We start from the raw sequence: 16,970 nt of genomic DNA, 5'->3' as shown, positions 1-16,970 counted from the left end.
TAAAACTCCAAACTCCAAACTCATAACTCCTCACTCATAACTCCTAACTCTTCACTTTTAACTTTTGTGAGCAGACCTTCACAAGCATCGATGAGTAAATCAATAACCTGATTAAATCCTTCCTGACCACCGTAATAGGGATCTGGAACTTCCGTTAGAGTGTGTCGAGAACAAAACTCGCACATCAAACGCACTTTATGCTGATATTGCTTAGTTCGATCGAGAGTGAGGATGTTCTCATAATTTTCTTGATCCATCGCCAAAATCAAATCAAAGTCTTGAAAATCTGACCTTAGAAACTGTCGTGCTTGGCCACGCAGTTTAATTCCCAATTTAGTAGCAGCCGCAGCACTCATACGTCTGTCAGGTGGGCTACCAACGTGATAGCTAGATGTACCAGCAGAATCACAGAGAATGCGATCGCTCAAGCTAGCCTCTTCAATGAGATGATTCATGATATTTTCTGCCGATGGCGATCGGCAGATGTTACCTAAGCAGACAAACAGCAACTTGTAAGGCATAGATATACTTTGTCCTTTGTCAATAGTCATTTGTCCTTTGTCTAATGACTAATGACCAATGACCCTTATGGGTTCGCCAGTCACTCATGGGGGAAACCCCCAAGACCGCGCTGGCTCACTAATGACCAATGACTAAAATCCAGGTAACTCCAACCCACTGGTTAATTCTTCCATGCGTTCCCGCATTGTTGCTGTGGACTTGTTGTAGGCTTCTTTCATTGCCACTGTTACGAGATCGGAAAGTACTTCTGCACCTTCTGCTAAAGCATCTGGAGAAATTTCTACCCGCTTGGGTTCTTGGTTTCCACTGACAATTACCTTCACCAGACCACCGCCAGATTCTCCTTGAATCTCCATTTGCTCCAATTCTTCTTGGAGTCGCTTTGCGCCTTCTTGAACTTGCTGCGCTTTCTTAAAAGCTTCGGCTAATTCTTTCATTTTTCCTAAGCCAAAGCCGAATCCCTGTCCTTTTCCTGTCATAATTATTAATACGCGTGTGCGTTGAATAACAAATCAAATTCAATTATAGATGCGGTAAGTAATTTGACTCTTTTTTTACCAATAATTAATGCGTTATGGGTTGGGAGTAGGGAGTAGGGTATTGAACATTGGTTATTAATTCTTTTACCTCATCTCCCAATTCCCCATTCCCCATTCCCCATTCTTTATCCACAAGCACCTTGAAACTCTCCGAGCATTTTGACTTCTGGCTCTAAATTAATAGACCAACGTTCTTGTACTTGATGTTGGATGTGGCGAATGAGACAGAAGATATCACTAGCTTTTGCTCCACCACGATTAACGATAAAATTAGCATGTAGTAGTGCTACTTGTGCTCCACCAATTTGGTAGCCTTTCAGACCAGTTTGTTCAATTAACCAGCCAGCACTGTAAGGTTTGGGATTGCGAAATACACTGCCACAACTGGGGAAGTTGTATGGTTGAGTGCTTAACCGATGCTTTTTGTGTTCTTTGGTAATTGCCACAACTTTTGCTGGGTCTGCACCTGGCGCGAGTTGTAAGGTAGCTTGGGTGACTATGCGATCGCCACCTTGCAATAATGAAGTCCGGTAGCTATAACCTAACTGTTCCGGGGTAAGAGTTTCCAGCGTACCATCGGGTGAAAGTACCTCAGCACTAACTAACATATCTGCGATACAGCTATTATGTGCCCCTGCGTTCATCACCACGGCACCTCCTGCTGTTCCGGGGATACCAACAGCCCACTCCAATCCTTGCCACCCTAATTCTGCTGCCGCCCATGCCAAGCTGGGAATTGATTCTCCGGCAGCAACGGTTAATTGACCGGTTTGGGGGTCAAAGTGGTTAAAGCGGAGATGACGAGTAGCAATAACTAAGCCTGATATACCACCATCGCTTACCAGCAAGTTAGAACCTGCTCCCAGTGTTGTCACCTTTAAATTACGTTCTTTTGCGTACTTAAGACTTGCTTGCAGTGCTTCTAAGTTTCGTGGGGCAACGTATAAATCAGCTGCTCCCCCAACTCTATAGGAAGTAAACGCTGACAAAGAAGCCTGGGACTTGATTGCACAATCAGTACTGGGTAAGTAAATTACTTCACTCTCCACTGAATTAGCTCTTTGTTGTTTCTTTGTATTCAAAGCAGAAACTGTGCAGACTTTTCCAGCTGCCTGGGAAATGGTCATCTTTACTTTTTTTGGTAAAATTTTTACATTAATTTACCGTAAAGATACGGTAATCGAATTCACAGATGAAACCGTTGCTAGAGGGGCGCTTTGCTCGGAAATAAAACTTCGCAAAGTCTCCACTTAGGATGTGGCTTTAGCCGGCTCACAAAGTGTCGTAATTATTTCAGGAATCACCTGGTTCAAATTTCCAGCCCCTAAAAACAGTGCCAAGTCTCCTGGGCGTAGTGTTTCTAGCAAGTACTCACACACTGCGGGTAAAGTTGGTTGATAAACGACAGGAGAATGCTGTTTAGCAATTTCCGCCGTTAGACGTTCACCACTAATTTGCCCTAAATTAGGTTCGCCTGCACTGTAAATATCAGTCAGCACCACCAAATCAGCATGGGTAAAAGACTCGGCAAATTCTTCTAAAAAGGTCAGTGTCCGGCTATAGCGATGAGGTTGGAAGATGGCAACCACTCTTTGCCCTGGTCTTGCCTGTAAACGTGCTGCGGCGAGAGTAACGCGAATCTCGCTCGGGTGATGAGCATAGTCATCAATGAAGGTAATGCCATTGACTTCACCTCGGAACTCAAAGCGTCGTCTTGCTCCTTCAAAGGTGGCGATACCTTTGGCAATTGCTCCAAATTCTAAGCCCAAAGCGCGACCAACAGCCACTGCCGCTAAAGCATTGCTGAGATTATGCCGACTGAGCAAGCGCAACGTCAACACGCCCAAAGCTTTGCCTCTTTCCCAAACCAAAGCTGTGGTACCATCAGCACGATAATCAATATTGGTGACGGTGTAATCAGCGTCGGTATCTGAGTGTAAGCTGTAGCTGATTGTGGGTTGTAAGCGATCGCGCACTGTAGCACAGTCAATGCTACCTATCAACGTTTTACAACCCTTGGCAAATGTCTGGAAGGTGTCAATGACTTCTTCTAATGTATCGTAATGGTCAGGATGATCGAGTTCAATATTGGTAATGATGCCAATTTCGGGAGCGTGTTTTACCAGAGAACCATCTGATTCATCTGCTTCGGCCACCAAATATTGGCTTTGTCCCAATCGAGCATTACCGGACCAAGCATTGACTTCGCCACCGACTAAAATCGTTGGGTCTAGGCCTGCTTCTAGAAGCATATAGCCAATCATACTACTGGTTGTAGTTTTGCCGTGCGTTCCTGCTACTGCAATACTGTAATAATCGGCAATTAAAGCTGCTAGGACATCTGAACGATGTAAAACTGGACAACCTAATTCCAGAGCTGCTTTGTATTCTAAATTATTAGTGTTTATTGCTGTTGAACAAATGACTTGAGGCAGTTTTGACTTAGTATCAGTAGGTAATTCTTCCGGTGAATTTAATACTACTGAATCAGCCAATACCTGAGGCTGAAAGAATTCGAGATTGCTTGCCTCTTGTTTGCCGAAAATATGAGCACCGATAGATTCCAACTTGTGCGTAATGTGGTTAGGACGAAGATCCGAACCTGACACTGGAAATTGACGCTTTGCAAGAACGTATGCCAGAGCAGACATACCTATGCCACCGATGCCAATGAAATGAAATGGTCTACCACTAAAATCTACAAAATTAGTCATTTATTGCTCCTCTTACACCACACCACACCATAATCACAAATGACACGCGTATCATAACAGGAATTTGATTTTTACCGTAACTACTCCTGTATCATGTTCATGTTTGATGCCCAAATGATGTTTCTGCTCTGGTTTTCCTGGTTGAGAATGATTTTACCTTGGTTGGAGGTTTTTGCGATTTCTGAACTGTTGTTAAGATTATTCTGAAAATTTTGGCCGCATCGGGAAAGAAATTCTTGTAATGTCAAATACATATTTTTGGCTACCTTACTGGAATTGGCTACATAATACATTGTTTAGTGAAACTAATTTGAAATTGCATCAAGTTTAGGCGTGAATTGAGTACAATAGTACATTGGTAATGAAACTATTTTTCAATTGCATATAACCCAGGCTGATCTGGATGCAGCAACTAGCAATTTTTGGTGGCACATTTGATCCAATTCATTGGGGACACCTGCTCGTAGCCGAGACAGCTTTGCATCAAGTCTCCCTTGAAAAGGTAATTTGGGTACCAACCCTAAATCCTCCTCACAAAGAAGCAGCTTTGTTTGAGCATCGTCTGCAAATGCTGCAATTAGCAATAAAAGATAACCCAGCATTTACTGTCTCACTAGTGGAGACTAATCGGTCTGGGACTTCTTATGCCATTAACACCCTGATTGACTTATCTGCTTGTTACCCAAATACTCACTGGTACTGGATTGTGGGCTTGGATACTTTCCAAACCTTACCCGGTTGGTACCGGGGACACGAATTAGCACAAATGTGTGATTGGTTAATCGCACCCCGACAGCTAGGTGGTGAGACTATAACTCAAAGCAAATTAATCTGCAAGCAAGTCGAGCAACAACTCAAGGAGGAGTCTGTGATCGTTCACTGGCAACTCTTGAATATACCTTTAGTAGGAGTTTCGTCAAGTCTAATTCGCAAATTTTGCCGCAAAGACCAGTCAATTCGTTATTTAGTCCCGGAATCGGTCAGATCATATATCACTAACAACAATCTCTACTCTTACAAATCTGAATAAATTATGTGTTTTTTTATTGATCTAACACTTTATGGTTAAAAGTGCCCCCCCCTTTGCGATATGATTGGGGTCAACGATATCAACATATAAGCATAAATACAGAGGGCAAGACACTGTGATTAGAGTTGCAATCAACGGTTTCGGGCGGATTGGACGTAACTTTGCGCGTTGCTGGGTGGGTAGAGAGAATAGTCGGATCGATCTTGTCGCTATTAATGACACTTCAGACCCTAGAACCAATGCTCACCTGCTAAAGTATGACTCAATGCTAGGCAAGATCAAAGGTGCTGAGATTAGTGCTGACGATAACTCTATCATCGTCAACGGTAAGACCATCAAGTGCGTATCCGATCGCAATCCCGAAAACTTGCCCTGGAAAGATTGGGGAATTGACCTAATTATCGAAGCAACCGGGGTATTTACTAGCAAAGAAGGAGCGCTCAAGCACGTAAATGCTGGAGCCAAGAAAGTCCTGATTACCGCTCCTGGTAAAAACGAGGATGGTACTTTTGTGGTTGGTGTGAATCATCATGACTATGACCACAACAAACACAACATTATCAGTAACGCTAGCTGTACTACCAACTGCTTGGCACCAATCGCCAAGGTGTTGAACGATAAGTTCGGCATCATCAAAGGTACGATGACCACCACCCACAGCTATACAGGCGATCAGCGCTTGCTAGACGCTTCTCACCGGGATTTGCGACGGGCGAGGGCCGCAGCGATAAACATTGTACCCACCTCTACTGGTGCAGCAAAAGCAGTGGCGCTGGTTATCCCAGACCTGAAAGGCAAGCTAAATGGTGTTGCCTTGCGCGTACCAACCCCGAACGTCTCAATGGTAGATTTCGTAGTTCAGGTTGAGAAGCGTACTATTACTGAAGAAGTTAACCAAGCTCTCAAAGATGCTGCCGAAGGCCCACTTAAAGGGATTTTGGACTACAGCGAACTAGAACTAGTATCTTCCGATTATCAAGGTAGTGATGCTTCTTCGATTGTCGATTCTAGCTTGACTTTGGTTATGGGCAATGACTTAGTAAAAGTTATGGCGTGGTATGACAATGAGTGGGGTTACAGCCAACGAGTCTTGGATTTGGCAGAGTTGGTAGCCGAGAAGTGGGTTTAATTAAACAGTGAGGAGTCAGGAGTGAGGAATAAGGAGGGAAGAGTTAACAGTGACGAATTAAAACTTCTAACTCATAACTCTTAACTATTGAAGTGTTGAAATCCCTGGCTAAGATTCAGAACTTGGTCAGGGAATTTTTTTTGCTCGTCGTGCAATATTACTGTCGATCCGGCTGTAATTCTGCCTGCGATCGCAGCACCTTGACCAAGATGTTGCACTAAAGCTGATGCTAATTCTTGTGGTAAACACAGTACTAATTCAAAGTCTTCGCCACCATATAGAGCATATTCTAGCGCTTGCTCTTGTGTCAGCCAATTGTCAAAAGCTGCTGGCATGGACATTTGTCTGCGTTCTAGGACAGCGCCAACCCCACTGGCGCGGCAAATTTGGATAATTGCATCTGCCAAACCATCGCTGCTATCCATACCAGCAATGAAGAGTTGGGAGTTAGGAGTTAAAATTTTCCAGAGGATTGGTAAGACATCTAATCGTGGCTGTGGGCGTTGATGTGCGCGGATTAGAGCCGTGCGTTCTGCATCTTTGAGGTTTTGTCCTAATTCGGGATGTAAGAGGAGTTCTAAGCCAGCGTGGGAGGCTCCATGAACGCTTGTAACGACGATCGCATCACCCACAATAGCAGCAGAACGGCGAATAATTTGACTAGGGTTAACTTGACCAAAAGCGGTAATTGACAGAGTAGTAACAGGCGATCGCACCACATCACCCCCAACAATTGGGGTATTGTATTTTTGCAGGCATTCTGTCATTCCCTGGTACAAACGTTCTATCCAACTAACTCTAAGTTCACCAGGGAGTCCCAACCCGACAGTGATTCCCAATGGAGAAGCGCCCATTGCTGCTAAATCTGATAAATTGGCAGCAGCAGCTCGCCAACCTGCATCTTCTGGGGAAGTGGTGAGGTTACTAAAATGCACACCATCAACCAGCACATCTGTAGTCACTACCAAAGATTGCCCTGGTGCAGTCTCAAGTACTGCTGCATCATCGCCGATAATTTCTGAAGGACAGAAGCGCTGTAATCTTTCTAAAATTCCTTGTTCACCAATGTCTTTTACTTGTTGAGAAGATAACTCACTGTTCACAATCGGTTTTTCGTGTTGCAAAATTACGAAGAAAACTGATGATTTGTTTTACTGTTTAAAATAAGGGTATCGTCTAGGAGCCAGTTGGGATGGTAACAACACCAGTAACCAGCATCACATTTGAGGAGTACTTAACCTATGATGATGGTAACGGTTCCCATTATGAACTGGTGGATGGAAAGCTAGAGCTAAGGAACCCACCAACTATTGAACATTTTCTGATTGCCAGTTTTTTGGATACTGCCTTGGAAGCAGAAATCAAACGTTGTAACTTTACTTGGCTGTGTTTTCGGGAAAGTGGGGTGAGAACGGGTAGAAATAAATCTAGGTTGACTGATTTGTGTGTAGTGACACTGGAGCAAGCTAGAGAATTGTTGAATGCTTCAGCAGTATTTGAGTCACCACCGTTACTAATTGTCGAAGTGGTCAGTCCTGAGTCGGTGAAACGGGACTATCGTTATAAACGCTCAGAATATGCGGTCTTAGAGGTTCCTGAATATTGGATTGTAGACCCACTAAAAGCAAAAATTTCGGTGTTACTACTGGAAGATGGATTTTACGAAGAAACAGTTTTTACAGCCACTGAGCAAATTGTATCACAGACTTTTCCAGAATTAGCTATTGCAGTTGATCGGGTGTTCACCGCCGGAAATCTGAATCAGGGGAGACGCGATTAATCGCGTCTGTACAAGAATTATTCTTCTCCTGTCCCCTGTGTCTTCTTATGCAGCTTGCGGTTCAACCAGATTTTCTATTCCCTGAACCACTTTTGCTGATTCGATTTTGTCACCAGCTTTCAGTTTATCCAAAACTTCTCTGCCTTCGGTAAGATAGCCGAAAACGGCATAACGACCATCCAAGAGGTTGCGTCCGGCGGGAGTGAGTTCTGGTTCAAAGAGAAAGAAGAAGAATTGCGAAGATCCACCATTTACTTCACTTTCAGGACGAGCCATCACTACTGCACCAAAGGCAGAAAAAGGTAGAACTGGCATATCAACGTAACGACCAGCTTCTTCTAGAGTAATGCCATAAGTAGGTGCTTTATCTCCTTGAACTAAGACTTCTAAGGGAATAGCACGATATTTGCCCGTTGTTGGATCAATGAAACCCACATCTTTCCCAGCAGGATCTCCAGTTTGGAGAAAGTAAGATTCTTCAGAACGGGTAAATTCTAAGCCATTATAAAAACCCCTCTGTACCAAATCTACAAAATTACCAGCAGTTACAGGAGCGCTGTAACCGTCTACTACAAGGGCCAAATCGCCTTTGTTGGTTTTAATTTCTACAGTGGCACGACCTTTAAGTTGTGGCAGGTTGCTGTACTCAGCAGGTACTTCAAAGGGGAATTGTTTCACCATTGACTCTTCTAGCTGAGTCACAAGATTCAGAAGTTTGCCTCTTTCTTGCAGAATTTGTTCTTTATCTTTGCTGTTCGCCAATTCCTGTAATTTACCCACCCCAGATTTCAACTCGGTAATCCAAGCTTCGGCTTGGGGTTGGCGTTCTGCGGGAACGCTTGTTAAGATTTGGGAAGGTTTATCGAGAATGCGGGATGCTTGGCTAATGTCTTTGGAAATAGCACCCCAACGTCGATTCGCCCGCAGTTGGGCAGAGATGTCCTCTAAACTGCCTTGTAGTTGCCGCACAGGTTTGTTATCTATCGGGAGTGCATACCGCAACAAAGCCTTTCCGTCGGTAATTGCATTGCCGGCTGGCAGTGCGGCGCTACTGGAGGGAGTCCACCCAGCTGTAGTTATGCCTAAAAATATTGTTACCAGCAGTATTGCCATTAGGCTGTTCTTCAGCCAGGATTTTAATAAGTTAAGCATGGGATAACTCAAATGCAGCAGTGAATTGTTGACTGGACGTAACCCATAAATAATCTTCCCACGTTAGGTGATGAGTGGAGCAGAGGTCTAGGGCAGAGTAAAAATGACTAATGACAATGACAACTAAACTAATGACAAATGCCCAATGACGACCCTAGAAGGGTACAATAAATGCCGATTGTCTTCCAAAATTTGAAAGTTTCATGATCTCCAGTAACGACTTTCGACCCGGTGTTTCAATTGTATTGGATGGGTCTGTATGGCGAGTGCTTGAATTCCTACACGTCAAGCCAGGTAAAGGTTCAGCCTTTGTACGCACTAAGCTAAAAAATGTCCAAAGTGGGAGCGTTATGGAAAAAACGTTCCGCGCAGGGGAAACAGTGCCGCAAGCTACTTTAGAAAAAAGCACGATGCAGCATACCTATAAAGAAGGCGATGAGTTTGTCTTTATGGATATGGAAACCTACGAAGAAGGCAGATTGACTCGTGAGCAAATTGGCGATCGCGTCAAGTACCTGAAGGAAGGTATGGAAGCTGAAGTTATTAAATGGGGTGAGCAGGTTCTAGGAGTAGAGTTACCTAAGTCTGTAGTTCTGGAAATTGTCCAAACAGATCCAGGTTTAAAAGGTGACACTGCCACAGGTGGCTCAAAACCAGCAACTCTGGAAACTGGTGCAATTGTGATGGTTCCTTTGTTTATTTCTCAAGGAGAACGCATCAAAGTTGATACCCAGGAAGATAAATATATCAGCAGGGAATAACTTTCATCTCTACGGAAATGCAAGTCTCGATTTAAATCCCTACATAGGGATTAATTCCCTGCCACACTTAAAATGCTAATTTACGGATAGGTCGAGGTAATAAAAACTGTGCCATTGGACTTTAATGAAATCCGCCAACTTCTGGCAACTATCGCACAAACAGATATTGCAGAAGTCATACTCAAAAGCGATGACTTTGAGCTAACAGTCCGTAAGGCTGTGAGCATTAGCAATCAGATGTTGTCGTTAGGTCAAGGGACTTTAGGCGGTGTGGTAGGTTCAGGCTTGACATCGGGTTCATCTGGAGGAAACCAGATGAGCGGAAGTCAGGTAACGGAGGTGTCCACATCTCGTGTATTTGAGAATACTGGAACTAGCACACAAATGCAGTTATCAGTAAATCCTCCCTCAACCATTGACCAGAGATTAGTAGAAGTGCCTTCCCCAATGGTAGGAACGTTTTATCGCGCTCCTGCGCCTGGGGAAGCGGCATTTGTGGAAGTGGGCGATCGCGTCCGCAAGGGTCAAACAGTCTGTATCATTGAAGCCATGAAGCTGATGAATGAAATCGAAGCCGAAGTCTCTGGACAGGTGATGGAAATTCTTCTCCAAAATGGCGACGCTGTAGAATATGGTCAACCTTTGATGCGAATTAACCCCGATTAAGTATTAATGTATATATGATGTGAGTCATTGTTAAAATTTTCTTTCCTTGCGGGTTAACCCTGATGAAACAAACGTTGCCTTTACCACCAGAAGTGGTGCAACAAGTAGCTGAATACTTCAGCCTGTTAAGTGAGCCAATGCGCCTGCGGCTGTTACACTTATTACGGGATGAAGAAAAATGCGTGCAAGAGTTGGTAGAGGCAACACAGACTTCTCAGGCAAATGTTTCAAAACACCTGAAGGTAATGTGGCAAGCAGGTATTCTTAGCCGCCGCAGTGAAGGAACTTGCGCCTATTACCGGGTGGAAGATCAAATGATTTTTGATTTGTGTAATCGGGTTTGCGATCGCCTCGCCACAAGGTTGGAGCAGCAAGCCCGTAATTTTCGTGTGTTAAATAGTAAACGGTAAGTTTAAGAGAGTTATGAGTTATGAGTTATGAGTTAAAACTCCTCACTCCTAACTTCTAACTCCTAACTTTTTTAAAGGGGATAATCTTTCTGAAACTGTTCGCGAGTTAGCGGTTGTTGTAACTCTACACCCTCACCGCCTAAAACATCTAAGGGTTTGCCGTTCACGTCAATGTACACTTTGGCTTTGGGATTTAAAGTTGTGGCAGTGTAAACAACTTGTCCTACGCGGCCCATCATTGAGGTGCTACCGCCACCGCTGGTAAAATCTTCAGATAAATTAACGTGAACCTCATTATTTTCTGCCTTCAGTCCCAATAGCTTGGTTCCTTTAGGGATGGTTGTCGAATCTGTCCCTTCTGTTGGGCCTGCTAACAAACTTTGGAAAGCTGCTTCTAAAGGCTGGTTGGGTCGAATAGAAGCGACTTTAACAGGCTGGGGAACCAAAGTAACATTTTTGTTGTTTGATCTTAGCCAATAAACGTTGGGGGTTTGCTCATTACCTGGCTGCCTAGTTGATGGCTGTGCTGACTGTTCAATGCGGCCAGAAGGGTTTGATGGTGTGGGAGTATTGCTGGATTGTGTGGTAAACCAAGCTACACCGCCACCCACCGCTACAACCGCTGCTGACACAGCTGCAATTACGCCTGAAGAAATACGATTAGATCCTTGTTGGTCTTTCATGTTCAAAACCTTCCTAACTGAGGGCTGATATGGTAGTTATGTGAGGAGCAGCCTGGTTAAAGACGATACTTATAAGTAGAGAGTTTCCCACAATCGAGAGGAGACTTGATGGCTTTTAATTCTGCAAGTCCCTAATCCAATTCTAGAATTTTTATTTCTAATCCGTCACCTGCCAGATTATGTAAATTTTTGGGAGTCGGGAGTAAAGAAGGGAATAGGTTACAGGTTACAGATTATTCCCTATAACCTGTCACCTCTTCCCTTATCCCAAGTCTCTATGCCCTATTGCTTCTGTAATCCATTGTTTGAGTATTTTTGTAACTTCATCAATGACTATTTCTTGAGATTTACGGGTGGCTCTTTCTACAACTTCAACTTTGCCATTAGCGATCGCGCGTCCGGTTACAATTCTATAAGGTATGCCAATCAAGTCCGCATCTTTAAATTTGACTCCCGCCCGTTCGTCGCGGTCATCTAGTAGGGTTTCAATTCCCGCTTGATTGAGTTCTGTGTAAAGTTTTTGGGCGATTTCGATTTGTTGAGCATCCTTTATGTTGGGAATTGTGACGATCGCGTGGTATGGTGCGATCGCAACTGGCCAAATAATCCCATCTTTATCGTAAGATTGCTCGACGGCAGCTTGTGCTAATCGTGACACACCTACACCAAAACAACCCATAAATAGCGGTTTTTCTTCACCCTGTTCATTGGTATAAGTTGCACCCATCGCTTGGGAATATTTAGTGCCTAATTGGAAGATGTGACCGGCTTCAATTCCACGAGCGCTTTGTAGGATTTGTTCTGGGTTGTGGATGGCGCGATCGCCTGGTTTGGACTTACGAATATCTACTATTCTATCTGGTAACTTAAATTGCTCACCCCAATTAGCACCAACTACGTGATAACCAGCTTCATTTGCGCCTGTAACAAAGTTTTTTAAATCAACGGCTGTTTGATCCACTAAGCGCAAAAACTTGGGATGAATCTGTTTATTAGCAGTAATATAATCATCTGCAATATCCGGCGCAATGTAGCCTAAAGGTAGAGATTTCGCTGTCCATGCTTGCTGGGCTTCTACATTTGGTACATTCAAACTAATAATAGTTTTAGCACCATATTCAGAAGCTAATTTGGTCAATTCATTTTGCAATTTGACTTCATTAACTTCCTGATCGCCTCGGATACTCACCAAAACTAACACCGTTATACCATTATCATAAACTGTCTGATAAAGGACATTTTTCACTAATTGAGTGGGAGAACAGTTGAGGAGTTGACAGACCTTTTCAATGGTTTCTGTTCCAGGTGTATCGCGTTTTTCGTAGGTTGTAAACCGTGAGGTTTCGGCGTCAATTGGTAAAGAAACAGCCTTTTCTACGTTAGCGGCGTATTTACCATCCTCAGTGTAGAGAACTTCATCTTCACCCGCTTCCGCCAAAATCATAAATTCTGTGGAACCAGAACCGCCAATTGCACCAGAATCAGCTTCCACTGCCCGAAAAGCTAAACCAGAACGTCGCAGGATATTGCTATACGCTTTATACATATCCTGGTAAGTTTCCTTGAGGCTGGCTTCATCGGTATGGAAGGAGTAACCGTCTTTCATGATAAATTCTCGTCCGCGCATTAAACCAAAGCGGGGACGAATTTCATCGCGGAATTTGGTTTGAATTTGGTAGAGATGTAGGGGTAGTTGGCGATACGAGCGAATCATATCACGAGCGATCGCTGTGATGACTTCTTCATGAGTTGGGCCTAATCCTAATTGTTGCTCGCGGCGGTCAATTAGGGAAAACATGATCCCCTCAGCTTTGGTGTAAGTGTCCCAGCGTCCCGATTCCTTCCATAAATCAGCAGGTTGTAATTGTGGCAAAAGACATTCTTGTGCGCCTGTAGCGTTCATTTCTTCCCGCACAATCTGGGAAACTTTTTGCAATACCCGCCACATTAGCGGGAGATAAGCATAAATACCGCTACCGATGCGACGGATGTAGCCTGCACGGAGTAATAATTTATGACTGGGAATCTCAGCATCAGCCGGATCATCCCGCAGTGTAACAAATAACATTTGTGAAAGTCGCATCGTTTATTCCCTTATTCCCTTTCCAAAATCTCTAATTTGTTTTTGACATTCCCCAAATTGCTAATTCGGGGATTCTACATTCACAGACTCGCCGTTAGACGACAGGCTTTTGCCAACCGCCCAAGAGGGCAAATCTCCTGTAGCGTAAATTCCCGTATGCCCTACGGTACTCAGTCCTAATTTCAAAATATTGATGCTAGCGTTTATGTCCCTATCCGCTACATAGTTGCAATGTGGGCAAACATGAGTTCTTGTAGACAGAGATTTTTTCACTTTCTCGCCACAGTTAGAACAGTTTTGACTTGTATTATGGGGAGGGATTGCAACAGTCACCTTCCCGTATTTGTGACCAAAATATTCTAACCACTGACGGAAAGTGTACCAACCAGCATCACTGATAGATTTAGCTAGATGTCGATTTTTCACAAGCCCTTTCACATTTAAATCTTCATAGGCTACCAAATCATTAGATTGGATGACGGAGTATGCTAATCTCTTGCAATACTCTTTTCGTTGCCTACTTACTTTTAAATGCTTCCGGGCATATCTATTTCTAGCTTTGTGGTAATTGTTTGATTGCCGGATCTTGGCTTTCTTTTTGGCTGCACTAAACTTCTTGGACTTTTTACGATTAGCGCGGTTTAAGGCTTTTTTGGATTTGCGGTAAAACTTAGGCGCAGGTTCTACATTACCTTTGCTATCGGCAATAAAATACTTCAAACCTAAGTCGATACCAACTACTTGTTGAGTCGGTTGTGCTTCTACTTTAGCATCCACATCAACCGCAAATTGAGCGTAATACCCATCAGCACGACGCACCAAACGGACACGCTTAATTTGCTTGATATTGTAGTAATTTAGGTCGTAAGTTCCCTTTAGTTTCAGGGTTCCAATGCCTTTCTTGTCTGAGAAAGTTATGGCTTTACGAGTAACAGAAAGTTTCCACCCAGTTGATTTATATTCAACCGAACGGCAATTTTTCTTAAATTTGGGAAAGCCTTTCTTACTCAAGTCCTTGTTCTTGCAGTTATCGTAAAATCGAGAAATTGCACCCCAAGAACGTTCAGCCGCAGATTGCCTAGCCATTGAGTTGAGTTCATTAGCAAAGGGAAACTCAGCAGCTAATACCGCGCAATATTTATTGAGATCATATCTACCAACATTTTTGTTATCCATCCAGTAGCGCAAGCACTTGTTTTGAATGAACTGGCTGGTACGTATAGCCTCATCTATAGCGCAATACTGCCTGTCTTTTCCTTTAACCTTGAACTCGTAAATAATCAATGGTATCGACCAATTAACCACATATTTATGTTAACATTCTTGACATAAGATAGCCCAATAAATTTGGCACATTCGCTTATATCCTCCGTTTAAAAACGGGGGATATAAGCATCACGCCTCATAAACCAATACGCTTGGGTTAAGGTCTACTGGCAACAATTTTGGGTTTTCGAGACGCGATAAATCGCCGTCTCTACAAGTGTTTTGCTGCTCATTCTGAACTGGATTGTGATGTGATCTTTGGAACTATTTAATCTAAGTCGAAGTGCGAAATCTACCCACACAATTATCGGGTGAAGATGTATTACCAGGATTTGGTTTAAGTCTTTCTTGTTATTAAGATTTGCAAGTGCTGCTAAACTCCACTATCTGCCAACACTTCCCATTGCAGCAAGCCCTACTTTATAAGTCTGCGTAAAGACTCTTCATTAAAATAATCTGCGTAGGCGGGCTAAGAAGGTATCCTACTTTTCTAACCTAAGTCATGTGCCAAGCACAGCGCAATAGGCAGGTTTTACTTTGACTTCATTACTCAGGGCATATTACAGCCGTTAGGATATCTTAAAAGAAATAACCATCAGGCGATTAGAATCAGGGAATCTTTAGGAGAAACTACTTTGGCAGATGTAATTTATCAAGCACAAGCACCCTTAGAATTTATTCCCCCCGCGTTTAACCCTTTATTGCTACGAGTTGTCCATCTGTTGCTACCCAGTTGGATAAAATGGCAAACACCTATTACCCAAATTGAAGCAGACAACGTAGAAGTTCTGGTGGATCTCTATCGCCAGTTTCAGGAGGGTAAGATCCGTTTTATGCTGGCATTTCGCCATCCGAAAACAGACGATCCGTTTTGTTTGGGTTACTTGCTGTCTCAAATTGTACCAAAGACAGCGCGATCGCAAGGTACAACACTACAACATCCCATTCATGCTCATTTTATCTATGATCGCGGTATTCCTCTATGGGCAGGTTCCCATGTTGGCTGGATTGCTTCTCATTTAGGTGGGACTCCGATTCAGCGCGGTAAGGCTGACTGGACGGGGTTACGTTCGGCGCGTGACTTGTTCGCCAATGGGAAATTTCCGATGGCGGCTGCGCCAGAAGGTGCTACCAATGGTTTATCAGAGAATATCAGCCCGCTAGAACCTGGTATTGCCCAATTAGGCTTTTGGTGTGCTGAAGACTTGCACAAAGCTGAACGCCCCGAACAGGTTCTAATTTTACCAGTTGGGATTAAATATAGTTACGTTGATGCTCCTTGGGATGCGATCGCTAATCTTTTAAGTGAATTGGAAGCGGCTAGTGGTTTACCTGTAAATCCACCAGAAAATGCTTCTATAGAGTCGCTTTATCCCCGGTTGTTGGCTTTGGCAGAACATTTACTTTTGCTAATGGAAGAATTTTACACGCGGTTTTATCATCAAAAACTGCCAGATGCGAAGATTGTCAACGGGCAAATTCCCGATAGAAACGAAGCGTTAGCAGTTCGTCTACAAGCTTTGTTGAATGCAGCGTTGTTAATCTCAGAACAGTATTTTAATTTGCAGTCAAAAGGTAGTTTGAGCGATCGTTGTCGGCGAGTAGAACAAGCAGGTTGGAATTATATATTTAGAGAAGAATTTAAAGATGTAAAAGGAGTATCTGCGGTTGAAAGAGCTTTAGGCGATCGCGTTGCAGAAGAAGCCAATGCCCGGATGTGGCACATGCGTTTAGTAGAAAGCTTTGTGGCTGTTTCTGGTAATTATATTCGTGAAAATCCAACAGTAGAAAGGTTTGCTGAGACGACTTTAATTTTATGGCAAATGATTGCTAAAATCAAAGGTAATAAAGCTGTGCAGCGTCCACAGTTGGGTAAGCAAAAAGTAAAAATAATTGTGGGTGAACCTATATCCATTTCTGAGCGTTACCCAGCGTATAAGGAAAATCGTTTGGGTGCTAGACAAGCTGTTGCTGATGTAACAAACGATTTACAAAACGCGTTGGAAGGTTTGATTTGATTAGAAGGGTTGCATTTTTTGCTAGTAACCATAATAAAGCTGTCAGTCGTCAGAGGCTTATTGATTTCAACCCCTGCCTCCTGACTCCCTTAAATAATAAGGTGCAATGTAAATGCCCAAGTGTTCATCCAAATCGGATATTACTTTTTAAAGTAGATCGCGCGTTTAGATGCTCTGTATGGAGATGCTAGGGGGATATGGTTTATTAAGCTTGCAC

16 protein-coding genes are annotated in these 16,970 nt (G+C 43.4%); 7 read left to right on the top strand and 9 right to left on the bottom strand.

From position 1 onward, the window contains the following. Positions 1 to 20 precede the first annotated feature (20 nt). From RMX69_RS20975 to murC, 4 genes are all read right to left on the bottom strand, one after another. Positions 21 to 521, bottom strand: coding sequence for a low molecular weight protein-tyrosine-phosphatase (locus RMX69_RS20975; RefSeq protein ID WP_322638635.1), 501 nt, complete (start codon positions 519 to 521; stop codon positions 21 to 23). A gap of 132 nt (positions 522 to 653) precedes the next feature. Then, a complete protein-coding gene (locus RMX69_RS20970; protein WP_099100025.1) occupies positions 654 to 1,001 on the bottom strand; it encodes a YbaB/EbfC family nucleoid-associated protein in 348 nt (115 codons plus the stop codon). Positions 1,002 to 1,186: 185 nt separating this feature from the next. Beyond that, entirely contained in the window at positions 1,187 to 2,188 is a 1,002-nt protein-coding gene (gene murB, locus RMX69_RS20965) for a UDP-N-acetylmuramate dehydrogenase (protein ID WP_289794910.1), read from the bottom strand. 123 nt (positions 2,189 to 2,311) lie between these two features. After that, entirely contained in the window at positions 2,312 to 3,775 is a 1,464-nt protein-coding gene (gene murC / locus RMX69_RS20960) for a UDP-N-acetylmuramate--L-alanine ligase (RefSeq protein WP_322638608.1), read from the bottom strand. 403 nt (positions 3,776 to 4,178) lie between these two features. Between murC and nadD the strand changes: the two genes are divergently transcribed. Both nadD and RMX69_RS20950 read left to right on the top strand, forming a co-directional pair. After that, on the top strand, positions 4,179 to 4,805 hold the full coding sequence (gene nadD / locus RMX69_RS20955) for a nicotinate (nicotinamide) nucleotide adenylyltransferase (RefSeq protein ID WP_289794912.1): 627 nt from the start codon (positions 4,179 to 4,181) through the stop codon (positions 4,803 to 4,805). Between the two features lie 115 nt (positions 4,806 to 4,920). Continuing rightward, complete coding sequence (locus RMX69_RS20950; protein ID WP_289794913.1) at positions 4,921 to 5,934, top strand: type I glyceraldehyde-3-phosphate dehydrogenase; 1,014 nt, start codon at positions 4,921 to 4,923, stop codon at positions 5,932 to 5,934. 80 nt (positions 5,935 to 6,014) lie between these two features. Here the strand turns inward: RMX69_RS20950 and thiL are convergent, their stop codons facing one another. Further along, positions 6,015 to 7,037 (bottom strand): thiamine-phosphate kinase, encoded by a 1,023-nt coding sequence (gene thiL / locus RMX69_RS20945; protein WP_322638607.1) that lies wholly within the window; start codon positions 7,035 to 7,037, stop codon positions 6,015 to 6,017. Between the two features lie 89 nt (positions 7,038 to 7,126). Between thiL and RMX69_RS20940 the strand changes: the two genes are divergently transcribed. Further along, positions 7,127 to 7,714, top strand: coding sequence for a Uma2 family endonuclease (locus RMX69_RS20940; RefSeq protein ID WP_289794915.1), 588 nt, complete (start codon positions 7,127 to 7,129; stop codon positions 7,712 to 7,714). A gap of 45 nt (positions 7,715 to 7,759) precedes the next feature. On the opposite strand, the gene RMX69_RS20935 is transcribed toward RMX69_RS20940, so the two are convergent. Then, positions 7,760 to 8,866, bottom strand: coding sequence for a peptidylprolyl isomerase (locus tag RMX69_RS20935; RefSeq protein WP_322638606.1), 1,107 nt, complete (start codon positions 8,864 to 8,866; stop codon positions 7,760 to 7,762). A 203-nt stretch (positions 8,867 to 9,069) separates the two neighbouring features. Here RMX69_RS20935 and efp point away from each other — a divergent pair, with 203 nt between their 5' ends. The 3 genes from efp (at position 9,070) to RMX69_RS20920 (ending at position 10,703) form a co-directional block, all read left to right on the top strand. Continuing rightward, on the top strand, positions 9,070 to 9,627 hold the full coding sequence (gene efp / locus RMX69_RS20930) for an elongation factor P (RefSeq protein ID WP_069070428.1): 558 nt from the start codon (positions 9,070 to 9,072) through the stop codon (positions 9,625 to 9,627). Positions 9,628 to 9,735: 108 nt separating this feature from the next. Further along, positions 9,736 to 10,293: an acetyl-CoA carboxylase biotin carboxyl carrier protein gene (gene accB, locus RMX69_RS20925; RefSeq protein WP_289794917.1), complete on the top strand. Its 558-nt coding sequence runs from the start codon at positions 9,736 to 9,738 to the stop codon at positions 10,291 to 10,293. Between the two features lie 62 nt (positions 10,294 to 10,355). Then, on the top strand, positions 10,356 to 10,703 hold the full coding sequence (locus RMX69_RS20920) for an ArsR/SmtB family transcription factor (protein WP_104909018.1): 348 nt from the start codon (positions 10,356 to 10,358) through the stop codon (positions 10,701 to 10,703). A gap of 71 nt (positions 10,704 to 10,774) precedes the next feature. Here the strand turns inward: RMX69_RS20920 and RMX69_RS20915 are convergent, their stop codons facing one another. The 3 genes from RMX69_RS20915 to RMX69_RS20905 form a co-directional block, all read right to left on the bottom strand. Then, positions 10,775 to 11,386 (bottom strand): GerMN domain-containing protein, encoded by a 612-nt coding sequence (locus RMX69_RS20915; RefSeq protein WP_322638605.1) that lies wholly within the window; start codon positions 11,384 to 11,386, stop codon positions 10,775 to 10,777. Between the two features lie 262 nt (positions 11,387 to 11,648). Then, positions 11,649 to 13,469 carry a proline--tRNA ligase gene (locus tag RMX69_RS20910; protein ID WP_322638604.1) on the bottom strand — a complete coding sequence of 607 codons (1,821 nt, stop codon included), beginning with the start codon at positions 13,467 to 13,469 and terminating at the stop codon, positions 11,649 to 11,651. Positions 13,470 to 13,529: 60 nt separating this feature from the next. Continuing rightward, a complete protein-coding gene (locus RMX69_RS20905; protein ID WP_322638634.1) occupies positions 13,530 to 14,753 on the bottom strand; it encodes a transposase in 1,224 nt (407 codons plus the stop codon). A gap of 617 nt (positions 14,754 to 15,370) precedes the next feature. Here RMX69_RS20905 and RMX69_RS20900 point away from each other — a divergent pair. Then, positions 15,371 to 16,753: a 1-acyl-sn-glycerol-3-phosphate acyltransferase gene (locus tag RMX69_RS20900; RefSeq protein WP_322638603.1), complete on the top strand. Its 1,383-nt coding sequence runs from the start codon at positions 15,371 to 15,373 to the stop codon at positions 16,751 to 16,753. Positions 16,754 to 16,970: the final 217 nt, after the last annotated feature.

The sequence above is a fragment of the Nostoc sp. EspVER01 genome, from assembly GCF_034530635.1.
Classification (GTDB): domain Bacteria; phylum Cyanobacteriota; class Cyanobacteriia; order Cyanobacteriales; family Nostocaceae; genus Nostoc.
The sequence above is the reverse complement of the archived record's forward strand: the minus strand, read 5'-3'. Positions and strand labels throughout refer to the sequence as shown.

Coding starts and splice junctions, on each gene's coding strand:
- nadD (WP_289794912.1), top strand. CDS start 4,179: ATGCAGCAACTAGCAATTTTTGGTGGCACATTTGATCCAATTCATTGG.
- RMX69_RS20975 (WP_322638635.1), bottom strand. CDS start 521: ATGCCTTACAAGTTGCTGTTTGTCTGCTTAGGTAACATCTGCCGATCG.
- RMX69_RS20915 (WP_322638605.1), bottom strand. CDS start 11,386: ATGAAAGACCAACAAGGATCTAATCGTATTTCTTCAGGCGTAATTGCA.
- murB (WP_289794910.1), bottom strand. CDS start 2,188: ATGACCATTTCCCAGGCAGCTGGAAAAGTCTGCACAGTTTCTGCTTTG.
- murC (WP_322638608.1), bottom strand. CDS start 3,775: ATGACTAATTTTGTAGATTTTAGTGGTAGACCATTTCATTTCATTGGC.
- RMX69_RS20935 (WP_322638606.1), bottom strand. CDS start 8,866: ATGCTTAACTTATTAAAATCCTGGCTGAAGAACAGCCTAATGGCAATA.
- RMX69_RS20910 (WP_322638604.1), bottom strand. CDS start 13,469: ATGCGACTTTCACAAATGTTATTTGTTACACTGCGGGATGATCCGGCT.
- efp (WP_069070428.1), top strand. CDS start 9,070: ATGATCTCCAGTAACGACTTTCGACCCGGTGTTTCAATTGTATTGGAT.
- RMX69_RS20940 (WP_289794915.1), top strand. CDS start 7,127: ATGGTAACAACACCAGTAACCAGCATCACATTTGAGGAGTACTTAACC.
- RMX69_RS20970 (WP_099100025.1), bottom strand. CDS start 1,001: ATGACAGGAAAAGGACAGGGATTCGGCTTTGGCTTAGGAAAAATGAAA.
- RMX69_RS20920 (WP_104909018.1), top strand. CDS start 10,356: ATGAAACAAACGTTGCCTTTACCACCAGAAGTGGTGCAACAAGTAGCT.